This is a genomic window from Trichocoleus sp. FACHB-262, from assembly GCF_014696035.1.
Classification (GTDB): domain Bacteria; phylum Cyanobacteriota; class Cyanobacteriia; order FACHB-46; family FACHB-46; genus Trichocoleus.
On record NZ_JACJPK010000017.1, the window covers coordinates 37,314 to 50,591 of the forward strand.

General features: G+C 48.4%; 11 protein-coding genes. 4 read left to right on the top strand and 7 right to left on the bottom strand.

The annotated features are described in order from the left end of the window. Nucleotides 1-45: 45 nt before the first annotated feature. Both H6F68_RS01315 and H6F68_RS01320 read right to left on the bottom strand, forming a co-directional pair. Entirely contained in the window at nucleotides 46-1,245 is a 1,200-nt protein-coding gene (locus H6F68_RS01315) for a homocysteine biosynthesis protein (protein ID WP_190555912.1), read from the bottom strand. 88 nt (nucleotides 1,246-1,333) lie between these two features. Beyond that, a complete protein-coding gene (locus H6F68_RS01320) occupies nucleotides 1,334-1,528 on the bottom strand; it encodes a hypothetical protein (protein ID WP_190431778.1) in 195 nt (64 codons plus the stop codon). 491 nt (nucleotides 1,529-2,019) lie between these two features. Here H6F68_RS01320 and H6F68_RS01325 point away from each other — a divergent pair, with 491 nt between their 5' ends. Then, nucleotides 2,020-2,505, top strand: a complete 486-nt coding sequence (locus H6F68_RS01325; protein WP_190555914.1) for a Coq4 family protein — start codon at nucleotides 2,020-2,022, stop codon at nucleotides 2,503-2,505. Between the two features lie 106 nt (nucleotides 2,506-2,611). Here H6F68_RS01325 and H6F68_RS01330 read toward each other — a convergent pair whose 3' ends face one another. Further along, nucleotides 2,612-2,863, bottom strand: coding sequence for a hypothetical protein (locus tag H6F68_RS01330; RefSeq protein ID WP_190431775.1), 252 nt, complete (start codon nucleotides 2,861-2,863; stop codon nucleotides 2,612-2,614). A 192-nt stretch (nucleotides 2,864-3,055) separates the two neighbouring features. Between H6F68_RS01330 and glcD the strand changes: the two genes are divergently transcribed. Beyond that, nucleotides 3,056-4,525: a glycolate oxidase subunit GlcD gene (gene glcD, locus H6F68_RS01335; protein ID WP_190555916.1), complete on the top strand. Its 1,470-nt coding sequence runs from the start codon at nucleotides 3,056-3,058 to the stop codon at nucleotides 4,523-4,525. On the opposite strand, the gene H6F68_RS01340 is transcribed toward glcD, so the two are convergent. Genes H6F68_RS01340 through H6F68_RS01350 form a run of 3 tightly spaced genes read right to left on the bottom strand, consistent with a single transcriptional unit; the run spans nucleotide 4,505 to nucleotide 9,284 of the window. Then, nucleotides 4,505-5,623 (bottom strand): response regulator, encoded by a 1,119-nt coding sequence (locus tag H6F68_RS01340; RefSeq protein ID WP_190555918.1) that lies wholly within the window; start codon nucleotides 5,621-5,623, stop codon nucleotides 4,505-4,507. The genes glcD and H6F68_RS01340 overlap by 21 nt on opposite strands. Beyond that, nucleotides 5,616-6,761, bottom strand: a complete 1,146-nt coding sequence (locus H6F68_RS01345; RefSeq protein WP_190555920.1) for an ATP-binding protein — start codon at nucleotides 6,759-6,761, stop codon at nucleotides 5,616-5,618. The genes H6F68_RS01340 and H6F68_RS01345 overlap by 8 nt, the downstream gene beginning before the upstream one ends. Before the next feature lie 15 nt (nucleotides 6,762-6,776). Further along, nucleotides 6,777-9,284 (bottom strand): PAS domain-containing protein, encoded by a 2,508-nt coding sequence (locus H6F68_RS01350; RefSeq protein ID WP_190555922.1) that lies wholly within the window; start codon nucleotides 9,282-9,284, stop codon nucleotides 6,777-6,779. A 344-nt stretch (nucleotides 9,285-9,628) separates the two neighbouring features. Here H6F68_RS01350 and H6F68_RS01355 point away from each other — a divergent pair, with 344 nt between their 5' ends. Next, nucleotides 9,629-10,984: an FAD-binding oxidoreductase gene (locus tag H6F68_RS01355; RefSeq protein WP_190555924.1), complete on the top strand. Its 1,356-nt coding sequence runs from the start codon at nucleotides 9,629-9,631 to the stop codon at nucleotides 10,982-10,984. A gap of 5 nt (nucleotides 10,985-10,989) precedes the next feature. Then, entirely contained in the window at nucleotides 10,990-12,378 is a 1,389-nt protein-coding gene (locus H6F68_RS01360; RefSeq protein ID WP_190555926.1) for a (Fe-S)-binding protein, read from the top strand. On the opposite strand, the gene proC is transcribed toward H6F68_RS01360, so the two are convergent. Continuing rightward, entirely contained in the window at nucleotides 12,375-13,187 is an 813-nt protein-coding gene (proC, locus tag H6F68_RS01365) for a pyrroline-5-carboxylate reductase (protein ID WP_190555928.1), read from the bottom strand. The two genes, H6F68_RS01360 and proC, sit on opposite strands and share 4 nt — an antisense overlap. Between the last annotated feature and the right edge of the window lie 91 nt (nucleotides 13,188-13,278).

Consider the following 13,278-nt stretch of genomic DNA (forward strand, 5'->3'; position numbering starts at 1 on the left):
AGGGGAGACAATGTCTCCCCTTGTTTCTTTGTGAGCTGATCTCAGTTAATCCAGGCTTACCTGAGAACCCCACAAATTTTGGGGCATAAAAGCCCGGTCTTGCGGAATAGGAGCCACTGATTCACTGAGCAAGAATTTTCCTGCTTCAATCCATTGCTTCAGCTCAACAGCAACCTGACGCGACAAAAAGATGCTGGCCAAGGAAGCCACCCGGACAGGCTTACCATCAATCGTAATTCGCCCCGATTTGAGTTGGGCGTAGCTAATCAACCCAAAGGTAGGACGGACTCGACGAGGAATTGAGAAATCGACGATGGGTGCGACCAAATCCCTATCCTGGACGGCACAGCGAGCAATGACTTCTTCATGCAGGACAGGCAAGGGCACGCCAACTCCTATCATGAGCGAAGGGCCATAGTTCTTAAAATAGCAACCTCTGACCCAGCGCGAATCCATTTGTTTGGCATCCCCAATTAAAGCTAATGTAGCCGCAGGACCGATGGGAGCCCGGTTAGGCAAGCGCTTTTGCAAAGGAAAGTGTTGCGTGCCTTCCCAAGCAATATAGCCAGTGCCACCCCCTAGAAAAATCCGAGAACCAATGCCAATCAGTTGTAAATCTGGGTCATTCAGAAGCGGTGAAATGGCTCCTGGGTTGGAATAAACTGCATTTCCTAGCCTAGGCTGCAAAGGGCCTAGATACGTAAAGAGCGGGCGATCGCCCCCATTCACCCCCACAATAAAGTTCTGGTATAGATTGCGAGGATTAAACAAGTAAAACTGGTTGATGGTGTCACGGGTAATCGTCGTCTCAAAAGCAGCCCGTGGGTAACAATCTGTGACTTGTCCTAAGGCTCTCAGTTGCACAGGTTTACCCGCAATCAAATCTTCAATGACGTGTCCTCCACCTCTTTCACGGTTTTCTTCTCCGTCGGCCGCTTCTGACATGCCAGGGTAATCAACAACTTGCGTTGCGCCTAAATAGAGGTCAACTGCGCCAAATCCTGAATAAGCCAAGACTCCATCTAGCCAGCATTGCCGAATTTTGATCGGGGGATCGGTATGGCCCAGGTTAAGGATGGCTCCCGACGACTCCATTGGCTCAAACGTACCTGTTGTGACGACATCCACGGTTTTCGCTGTTTGTGCCACCCCAACTTCTGCGACTCTGGCTTTGACTTCTTCCGCTGTGCAAACCACAGCAGCTTGTCGGCTAATTTTGTCGTTAATTTCAGCAATCGTTCGCATAAAAGGGTTGTCGAGCCAGAATTTACCAAAACCAGGATCTACAGAGCACAACTGCCGTTTAAGTTCGGCAATCAGATAAGTTTGAATTTCAAGACAGCGATCGCTGCTGCCAAGCTCGCCAACCTAAAGCCATTGCCAAAGCAAAGCTGGGAAACAATACGACGAATAGTACAGTTTCAGGAGTGGCTTGCACGACTAACGTGCGTCCTACAAATCGGATGGCGATCGCGACCAATGCAGAAATCACCATTACTTTCACGACAAAGCCAAGATTAGTGCCCATACAGTTGGCTCGCTCAACAAAACATAATTGCCAAATCTGTACTGATGCCAGATCCGCGCTTGGATTTAGTTAAACACTTTTGAGCCAATGTTGATTGGTCTTGAGAAAACTCAGCTAGGTTACATACAGTCTCTGTCTCGCCCGAAGTGAGTTTGCCGGGACGGATATAGGAGTCATAGACCGTAATCTCTGGCTTTAGTTTTGTAGCTTTAGCCGCTACTTCTCCTTGAGCCTACGAAACTCGCCTCAGTAATCCCTTAGGTTCACGTTAGAGATATCTAGTATTAATACTTAGGTCCGAGCACCCATCCCTTTCATTGACCTAGAACTACGTAACTCCCGGAAAGCTTATCTAAATAGCATTTCAAGGAAGAAAGTCCTTTTCTTGAAAACTTTGCTTTTAAGAAAAAATTAATCTTTATCCGTAACTCTTCAATCAAAGCCTGTAGAAATACGCAGAGAGCCTGATAGACAGTTACGGAATCGTCACTATGCAAGATTTACGGACAGAAGTGGTCTTAAAATTGGCCCAAATTATCAACCCCCAAATTCGCGCCAACGACAAATTTTCGCTAGACATAGAGTTCTTGCGTCAATTACCCGATGGCACCTTAGGCCGAGAGGTTGCTCAGTTTCTCGATCAAAATGGGTTTGATCCCCTCAATTCGGGAGATTGGATTCAACGCACCCATGATATTTGGCATGTACTTACGGGGTTATCTGCTTCAGAACATGATGAGTTCGTGCTGCAAGCGTTTGTTCGCAGTCAAGTGTTTCGGCCTTCTAGCGCCATCTTGGTTATTGCTGGTTTACTGACCCGTAAATGCAATTTGAAAGAGGTGGCCCAAAGCATCAAAACGGGTCGGGTAGCTAAGCATATTGTTGAGTGGGATATTGAGTCTGACTGGGAAACTCCTCTGGAGTTGGTGCGGCAGAAACTCGGCATTGTGCCCTTAAGCGCTTACTCACTAAAGTAGGCTCCCAGCTACGTATACCCAAATGCACAGACATAAAAAGCGATCGCTCTTCTGGAATTACTTTTCCAAGTGAGAGCGATCGCTTTTCTAAGTCAAGTCAAGCTAATCAGGCACTGGGCTTCGGCAACTTAGCACAATATTTGTCATCCACCACAATAGAGTTCATGTTAGAACCTGCCTTTTTACTGGCATAAATGACAATATCTATTTTCTTACAAACGAAATTAGTTTTTTCACCGTCTACCCCTTGGACGCTCCAAGCGTAAGTTTCTGATTGGCTGATTGGCTTGGAGGCTCCATTGCAACTCGCTAAAAAGAGTGAAACGGCCAAGGAAATCAAAGCTGATTTTCTCAACATACCTTCTTGCTTCTCCCTTTTAGTCAAGAACTCAAGCTTGATAGTTTAAAGCAACTTGCCTCTCCACTGCTACCCAAGGACTACGGAAGCCTCATCATTGGTTTCTAGGTTCAGAGACGAAAGATTCCTGTCACAATAGGCATGAGGGCAGGTTCATGACCTGATGAGAGCATAAAGAAGGGAGCAACTTACATGATCACCCGTGACAAAACTCAGGACTGGTCAACGGTGATCAAACAATTTGAGGCCGTAGTGGGTAAAAACGGTGTTGTTCGTAGACCCGAAGAGTTGCTGGTTTACGAATGTGATGGCCTCACTAGCTATCGGCAACGTCCAGCAATAGTGGTTTTACCTCGAACTACAGAAGAAGTTGCAGCCATTGTTAAGATCTGCGATCGCCAGCGGTTGCCTTTTGTCACCAGAGGCGCAGGCACAGGGTTATCGGGTGGCGCTTTACCCACGGAGAATTGTGTTCTGATAGTCACGGCGCTGATGCGAAAAATTTTGCGCGTTGATTTAGCCAATCAGCGGATTGTGGTTCAGCCCGGAGTCATCAATAGCTGGGTGACGCAAGCCGTGAGCGGTGCAGGATTTTATTATGCCCCTGATCCCTCCAGCCAAATCGTCTGCTCCGTAGGCGGCAACGTAGCTGAGAACTCTGGAGGAGTTCATTGTCTCAAATATGGTGTGACGACCAATCACGTTCTCGGTCTCAAGTTGGTCTTGCCCGATGGCTCGATTGTTGAAGTGGGTGGAGAGGTGGCCGAGACTCCCGGTTACGACTTGACAGGGCTGTTTGTAGGCTCTGAAGGTACCCTAGGCATTGCCACAGAGATTACGCTAAGAATTTTGAAACAACCAGAAGCTGTCCGGGTTTTGCTGGCAGACTTTACCAATGTCGAGGCGGCGGGTGCAGCCGTTTCTGACATTATTAGTGCTGGCATTATTCCAGGTGGCATGGAGATCATGGATAACCTCAGCATCAATGCGGTGGAGGATGTGGTGGCGACAGGTTGCTACCCCCGTGATGCAGTGGCTATTCTTTTAGTCGAAGTGGATGGTTTAGAAGTGGAAGCGGCGGCGAGTAGCCAGCGAGTGGAAGCGATTTGTCGCCACAATGGAGCGCGCAGCGTCACGATCGCTACTGACCCAGAACAACGTCTGAAATTGTGGAAGGGGCGTAAAGCGGCATTTGCAGCAGCGGGTAAGCTCAGCCCAGACTACTATGTTCAAGATGGCGTCATTCCCCGCACCAAGCTTCCCTTCGTCTTGCAAGAAATTGAAGCGCTCAGTCAGAAACATGGCTATAAAGTCGCCAATGTGTTCCATGCTGGAGACGGAAATTTACATCCTTTGATTCTCTACGACAATTCCATCCCTGGCGAGCTGGAGCGGGTCGAAGAATTAGGCGGGGATATTCTCAAGCTTTGCGTGGAAGTGGGGGGCAGCATTTCCGGAGAGCACGGCATTGGGGCCGATAAACGCTGCTACATGCCTAATATGTTTACCCCTACCGATTTAGAAACGATGATGTGGGTGCGTGAAGTGTTTGATCCGCAACGCATCGCCAACCCGGACAAAATTTTTCCGACCCCTCGCACCTGTGGAGAGGCAGCGCGAGTAGAAACGAGCAAACAATTCTCAGGGATTGAGCTTTTCTAGCGGTAAAACAACTCGAACTGTTGTTTGTTTGCCCAGAATACTCTCGATCGCCAGTTCGCCTTGGTGTAACTCAACCAAGCGTTTAGCGATCGCTAAACCCAAGCCTGCTCCCTGCTGTTCGTAAATTTTACGCTCAAACTGCATATATCCACCTAAGTTGGCGATCTCCTCAGACGGTATTCCACGGCCTTGATCGCTAACGCTCAATACAACGGCTTGCTGGTTCTGCGTTGTCATTCCATGAGTTGTACTTAGACGTATCGGAGTTCCGGCAAGGGAAAATTTGCAAGCGTTGTCTACCAACTCTTCGACAACTTTTTTCAGTCTGAACTCTGCCATCCACACTGACAGTTCTTCTAGGTCTAACTGAAGATCCGTTTGCCGACCCGCTTGCTCTACCACCTGCATTGCAGCGCTGGCGATCGCCGCCTTAGAGCAAGGCGTTACATCCTTTTGCAACTCTTGCAAGCGGGCTGGATTGGTAGCAATTAGTTCTAGTTCGGCATACAGCAAGAACTTTTGAGTGAGTTGATATAGACGCTCCGCAGAGAGGTAAATATCCTTGGCAATTTCTAAAATCTCCCCGCGTTCGATTCCCTGATACTCATCGATCAGCACTTGTGAGAGGCCTAAGATTCCATTTAAAGGAGTGTGCAGTTCGTGGGGCAGGGCTACGGTGATGTTATTTCGGAGATCGTCTAATTGAGTTTGAGCTTGTTGCTTCAGAACCTCTTGCTTGTTCAGCCGCGTCGCGATCGCATTGAGCAACTGCGCTGAGGTACAAGGTTTAATCAGATAGTCATCTGCGCCCAAGTTCATACCTTGACGCAGTTCGTCTCTGCCTCCCCTAGCTGTGAGAAAAATGAAAGGGAGAGTTGCCGTGAGGCTATTTTGGCGAAGTTCTCTTAAGACACTGTATCCATCGATATCAGGCATTTGGATATCGCAAAGCACTAAATCAGGTAAATTTTCTTGGGCCAACCGCACGCCAATTTGACCATTTTCTGCTCCAATGGCTTGGAAACCTTCCACCTCCAAAAGCTCTAAAACCGCTTCACGAAACGGTTGCTCATCTTCAATCACTAAAATCTTACGCATAGGGAGCTGATGAATGAGCAAGGGAGTAACTCAACGGAAGCGTGACTGTGAATAAGGTCCCCATCCCTACCTCGCTGACAACTTGGACCGTACCACCATGAGACTCAACGCACTGTTTAACAATAGATAACCCAAGTCCAGTCCCTGCAATGTTACTTACATTAGTACCACGGTGAAAGGGGCTGAAAAGCTGTGCTTGATCTGCAACTGGAATACCCATGCCATGATCTTGAATCCGCAAGATAGCCGCTTCTGGTTGATAGTATAAGTCGAAGTTTATTTTGCTTCCTGTAGGAGAATACTTGATCGCGTTTGACAGCAAGTTAATTAAAATATGCTGGAGTAACTTCGTGTCTAAGCAAGGCAAATGCGTACCAGCGGTGAATGGTTCTGGAAAATCGTGATTGTTAAAGCTAATCACACAATTAGTATTAGTACTAAATTGCAGTTCTTCAATTAGATCAAGACAAAATTGATTGAGATCCGAAGGAGTAGGGTTACAGATAAGTTTTCCGGCATCTGTTGCGCCAATGGCTAAAACATTATCTAATAACTGACTCATCCGCTTTACCGCAGCTTGAATTCGCTGTAAATAAGTTAATCTTTTCGCTTCGCTAAGTCTACTTTGATATTTTTCCAATAGCTCTGTGGAAAACAAAATTGTGCTGAGTGGATTGCGAAACTCGTGAGAAACCACAGAAACAAATCGCGATCTGAGCTCGCTAAGTTCTTTTTCTTGTTGTAAAGCCTTACGGGTTGCTGACTCTGCCCGATGCCGAGACAAGGCAATTTCAATCGTAGTAACCAGTTCTCGGTCTTCAAAAGGTTTCAAAATGTAGCCAAAGGGGTCTGATATTTTTGCTCTTTTAAGGGTAGTTTCGTCAGCATGAGCGGTTAAGTAAACTACGGGTATATCAAAGCGATCGCGAACAATTTCTGCGGTTTTAACGCCATCAAGATCACCTTTGAGAATAATATCCATCAAAACCAGATCCGGTTCAACCTCAGGAATTTTCTCAATCACCTGCTCCCCAGAACTAACGATCGCAGGAACGATATATCCTGAGCTTTCTAAACTTTTCCGAATATCAAAAGCGATTATTTTTTCGTCTTCAACTACTAGAATTTTGGTAGACATTTGATTTTAGTATTTTTATTTTATCGGCTTTAAGCTAATCCTAAAAACTGCCCCAGAGCTGCGATCGAGCTCAATTCTGCCTTCTAGTTGCTCAGTGAGCATGCAGACTAGTTGCAAGCCTAAAGACTCCGTATGATAAAAGTCTAGCTCTTTTGGTAAACCCACTCCATTATCACTCACGACTATTTGGCATTCTCCAGCCTCAGTTGACACCAACTCAACACTGACCTCACCCTTTTGGTTTTCGGGGAAAGCATATTTTAAGGAGTTAGAAATCAACTCATTGATAATGAGACCACAAGGAATTACAGCATCAATATCGAACAAAACATCTTGAACATTAATCTTTGCCGTAATGGTTTGCGATTTGACGCCATAAGACCGAAATAAGTTAGCGACTAAACTATGCACGTATTCAGCAAAGTTAACCTTAGCCAAATCTTCAGATTGATAAAGTTTCTCATGCAGCAAAGCCATTGCTCTGACACGATTTTGGCTTTCCTTGAGAATTTCCAGGACATGATACTCCTTAATAGAGCCAGCCTGTAACTTGAGTAAGCTAGAAATTACTTGTAGGTTATTTTTGACCCGATGGTGAATCTCTTTGAGTAGAACTTCTTTTTCTCGCAAAGATAGTTTGATTTGCTCTTCTGCTCGCTGACGCTCAGTAATTTCAGTTAACAGTTGCTCATTAACTGCTTGCAAAGCATTAGTCCGCTTCTGAACTTTCAGCTCTAAAGCTTCATTTAATAGCTGTAGATCCACTTCTGCTTGTTTGTGAGCTGTAATATCTGTGGCTACTCCTAGCACTTGGTAAGCTTTGCCATCTGGTGACAACAATGGCTTCTTAATAGTTTGAAACCAAAAAGTTCGTCCGTTAGCATCAGTTACTGTTTCTTCTGGGATAACTTTGTCCTGCATGCGAAGAATCACTTCTCGATCAGCTTGCAGAAATTGCGCTACCTCTGTTGAGTTCGGGTTAAAATCAGCGTCGGTTTTGCCCAGCAAATCTTCTACGCTAGTACCATACATATTGGCTAATGTCTGGTTAACCAGCGTAAATCGTCCTTGCCAGTCCTTGACGAAAATCAAGTTAGGCACCGTATCAATCACATGGCAAAGAAATTCTTTTTGCGCTTTTAAGGCGGCTTCTGCCTGCTTGCGATCGGTAATGTCTCGTACAATGACTAGAACCTCATCCTCTCCGCTCACGGCAATCCGAGCTTCTTCTGTAAATGTTTCTCCTTCTAAGCACAACTCAAATTCATAAACTTGAGTCATCCCTGTTTGCAAAGCTCGCTCAACATAAAACATCCGCTCTTGAGCGATCGCGGGTGGCATGACTTCATAAACATTTTTCTTCTGCCAACCTGTACTCGATACAACGGTTTTGAAATTTTTAGCAGGCAGAAAGTCGAGGTAGTCTCCAGCACTATTCATGCGAATCATCAAGTCTGGAATTGCTGCTAGCAAAGCTCGCGTTGTAGCCTCACTTTTACGTAATGCGGCTTCTGCTCGAATGCGATCGCTGATGTCACGGACAATCACCAGCATTTTTTGATCCAGAAAAGGCAGAATTCTAGCCTCGAAATGTCTATGGGTATCTTGCCAGGGCAGAGAATATTCGACTGCAACTAAAGTGCGAGTAACTACTACCCGATCAATCGCAGCTTGTACTTCCTTGGTGACAGAAGGCGGCAAAATATCTCGCATTCTTTTGCCAAGAAATTCTTCTGGCGGCACATACAAGTCATCATGATCGTTCGCGTGGTAATCCAGAATGGTGCCATCGACATCAACTTGAAAGTAGAGGTCGGGAAAGGCTTGAAAAATTGTTTTTAGCTCAAAAGTTCTACGAGACAACTGAACTTCTGTGCGACGATGATGGACAATTTCAGCAATCAGTTCATCACTGGCCTGTCTTAGCGCTGCGGTTCGCTCCTCAAATTGATTTTCTAGTTCTGCCCTAGCAATCTGTAACGCGGTTTCTAGAGGTTGAGGCGCTTCTTGAGTAGGCCGCGGTTGTCCATCTCGTACCTGGGCCATGACGGTTGCCCATTTCTGCTCCAAACATTGGTTTTCTTGCGGGTAGGACAGCAGAGCCAAGCAGAGACGCTCCAGGGTAGCCACTCCTATAATCTGCTCTCGCTCATCCGTGATCACCAAATATTGAGTCTGTGGTTGTGGCAATAAAGCTCCCACAGTGGTCCAAGCGGTGGCTTCTGCTTCCTGAAGTACCAGCGGTGGCTCGGCCATGACTTCGGCGACACAAAGTCCTGGCAGACTCATATCACTCACCATCAAACACAGGATCTGCTGAGCAGTCACAAGCCCAACCAGTCGGCCTGCTTCCATGACTAGGGCGCAAGGCTCAGGTAAGGCAGGGCTAGCCAGCAAGCGATCGCTCACACTCAGCAACCTTGCCACCTCCAACACCGGAGTTTGAGGCGTCACCCTCAGAGGACAGCGATCGATTACAAGCTCTAGAGGATTGACGGGGAGGGCTAGGGGGTTGAGCGGCATAATCAATCCGTCACTGGGTAACTGTTGCAGCAGTAAAAATTTACAGTCTCTTCAGCATGCGCTTCTTAGTGCTGAGACTCGGCATAAGTCTTCAATGATGCTGCTTCCCTTTATTGTGGCCCGTGACAACTCTGCGGTTCATGGGATTTTATACGGAGGTTTCTCAGGAGAAGATCCAAAACTTAAGTAACTCACCCTAGGATGCCAATCTCTCTAAGCTGCACACAAGCGAGCAAAACTCTTGGTAAATTAAGCCAATAGGTCTCTGAATCCAGAGCAGCACGCCTCCTAGGAGCAGCGCTGTCACCTTAAGTTGCAGCATTTAAGAAGTAGTAGAAAAGTGGATGGCAGCAATTCCTGCGGAAGATTATGCGAATGCACCTCGTCTCGGCCCTCCAATCGAGGAACTCACTTCTATTGTGGGAGCAGAGAAAATCCGCTCTTATGGAGAGCTGTCTGAATCATGGCAGCAAGCGATCGCCCAAGCCGTCGCGCCCGGAACACAGATTAGCGGTGTGGTTTATCCCGGCACTTCAGCAGAACTAGCCGAAGTTGTGCGTCAAGCGGATGAACATCAATGGGGCATTTTACCCTGCGGGAACGGCAGCAAGCTCAGCTGGGGAGGGCTGGGCTCAGACATTAACTTGGTGGTCAGCACTCAACGGCTCAACCGAGTGATCGAGCATGCGGTGGGAGATTTAACCGTTACCGCTGAAGCGGGCACGAAGTTTGCTGACCTGCAAGCCCTCCTAGCCAAGGCAGGTCAATTCCTAGCCCTTGATCCGGCTTATCCGGAAACGGCTACTCTTGGTGGCATCGTCGCCACTAGTGATGCTGGTTCACTACGGCAACGCTACGGTGGTGTGCGAGATATGCTGCTGGGTCTTTCTTTGGTGCGGGCTGATGGAGCGATCGCCAAAGCTGGTGGGCGCGTGGTGAAGAATGTGGCAGGATATGACCTGATGAAGCTGATCAGCGGCTCCTATGGTACTTTGGGCATCCTCACCCAAGTCACGTTCCGCCTGTATCCCTTGCAGACAGATTCGGGAACGGTGATTTTGACCGGAGAGGCAGAGGCGATCGCTCAAGCCACCCAAACCCTCCTGCATTCCGCCCTAACTCCCGCTGCCCTGGATATCCTCTCCACTGCTACGGTCACTAATCTGCAAATTGGTAAAGGCATGGGCTTGGTGGCGCGTTTCCAGAGCATGGCTAGCAGTGTCAAAGCTCAAATAGATCGCCTACTAGAACTTGGGCAAACGTTGAGTTTATCCAGTCACTTATATGCCGATACTGAGGAACAACAGCTTTGGCAGCGCTTGGCAGCATCCATGTCCACAGATTCCTCAGAACCCATTGTTTGCAAGATTGGAGTTAGACCTGCCGAGGCGATCGCGGTCTTAGCACAAACCGAGGCCATCACCTCCCTGACAGCCGCAGGGCTGATTCATGCCAGCAGCGGGCTAGGGAAGTTGTACCTGGACAGCCAAGCTACCTCTCCCGCTACCTTGCTAGAACTGCGGACCTTGTGCCAGGCCCATGGGGGTTTCCTTTCAGTGCTGCAAGCGCCGATCGCCGTCAAGCAGGAGTTCGAGGTTTGGGGCTACGCTGGTAATGGGCTTGATCTCATGCGACGGCTGAAACATCAGTTTGACCCCAAAAATCTTTTAAGCCCCCATCGTTTTGTCGGCGGTATCTAGTGAGCATGCAAACTTCAGACTCTCTTGTTCCTCAGTCAAACCATTCATCCAGCGCCCCCTCCAGCAACCAAAGGCCTGCCACTCTAGCCGACTTTCAGGGCTTTGATGAGCATCATCCGCCTGATCCCAAACTGATTGACGCTTGCGTGCATTGTGGTTTCTGCTTGACCACCTGCCCTAGTTATCGAGTCTTGGGAACAGAAATGGACTCACCCAGAGGCCGTATCTATCTAATGGATGCGATCGAGGAGGGCAAAGCCCCTTTGTCTGAAGCTTCCGTACAGCACTTTGATACTTGCTTGGGTTGCCTTGCTTGCACCACAGCCTGTCCTTCTGGCGTGCAGTACGACAAACTGATCGCGGCGATGCGGCCCCAAATTGAGCGTAACTATTCGCGATCGCTCCCTGACCGATTGCTGCGACGCTTGATTTTCTCGCTATTCCCTTACCCGGAACGCCTGCGGTTACTGCTAGGCCCCTTGGGAATCTACCAAAAATCTGGGCTACAAAAACTAGTGCGCTCCTTAGGCTGGCTGAAACAGATCTCGCCTCAACTGGCAGCAATGGAGTCGTTGCTGCCCCAGGTTTCCCTCAAATCGTTTCAGAACTCGATCCCGACTTTAATTCCCGCTCAAGGACAACAGCGCTACCGAGTCGGCATGATTCTCGGCTGTGTCCAGCGTTTGTTTTTCCCCGATGTCAACGAAGCGACGGTGCGAGTGCTCACAGCCAATGGGTGCGAAGTTGTCGTGCCCCCCACTCAAGGTTGTTGCTCCGCGCTTCCAGCTCACCAAGGGCAAGAACAACAAGCTCAGGCGATCGCTCGGCAAATGATCGATAGCTTCGAGGGCACGAATGTTGATTTCATCATTATTAATGCAGCAGGCTGCGGCCACACCTTGAAGGAATACGGTCACATTTTGCAAGATGACCCGCTTTATCGCGAGAAAGCCAAAGCTTTTGCTAGCAAAGTTAGAGATGTGCAGGAGTTTCTCGTCACGGTTGGCTTAACTGCTCCACTCTCTCCGGTGCAGGAGCAACCTCTAACCTTGGTTTACCACGATGCTTGCCATCTCTTGCATGGGCAAAAAATCAGTGTGCCGCCGCGCCAGCTTTTACAACAAATTCCTGGAGTGCAGTTGCGCGAGCCTATTGATGGAGCCTTATGTTGTGGCAGCGCTGGAGTCTACAACATGCTGCAACCTGAAGTAGCTGACGAACTCGGCCAGCAGAAAGCTCAAAACTTACTTAATACAGGCGCACAAATGATCGCCTCACCCAATCCTGGCTGTAGCCTACAAATCAAGAAGCATATGCCAGACGCAGGTAAAGACTTAGCGATCATGCACCCGATCGAACTACTCGATTACTCAATTCGAGGTGTACAGCTTTAGCTGCCTAGCTCCTTGGCGCGATCGCAGGCTTTGGTCACAGCTTGAATCAAAGCGGAGCGAAATCCTGCTTGCTCCAATTGAGCAATCCCAGCGATCGTTGTGCCTCCTGGACTGGTGACACGATCCTTCAGCTCTGCTGGATGCATTCCCGATTCATGTAGAAGCTGCGCTGTACCTAAAACCGTTTGCAAAGCTAACTTCGCCGCGATCGCCCGTGGTAATCCCGCCGCTACCCCACCGTCAGTCAGGGCTTCTATCGCAATCGCCACGTAACCGGGTCCAGAACCAGAAAGCCCCGTGACAGCATCGATCAAATTTTCTGGCACCTCTACCACTTCGCCCACAGCCCCAAAAATGGTTCGAGCTTGTTCTAAGTGAACGGGCTGAGCTAATTTGCCAGGGGCGATCGCGGTCATCCCCGCTCCCACGGTGGCAGGCGTATTAGGCATGGCTCGTACCACGGGGCATTCAGGGAAAGCAGCTTCTAACTTGTGCAGTGGCACCCCCGCCAAAATGGAAAGGACAATCGGAAGGCGATCGCGTCCTGTTAGTTTGGGAGCTAGCTTAACCGCAACAGCGTCAAACACCTGCGGTTTAACCGCCAGCAACACAATTTCAGTTGCCTCGAAAGCGACTTCGTTCTCTGAAGTCACAACAACACCATATTGCTGCCCCAAAAAGTCACGTCGCGGTGGATATGGCTCACTAACAATGACTTCTGAAAGCTGATAAATTTTCTGAGCGACGAGGCGGGATAACAGAGCTTCCCCCATTACCCCGCCGCCAATTAAACCAAATTTTGCAGACAACCTGTTTGCTGTCTCCTATATAAATTAGTGCGATTTAACAGGAGTCTCTGTGCCAAATCTTTTATGAGTGATATCGAAACTTCGATCCACT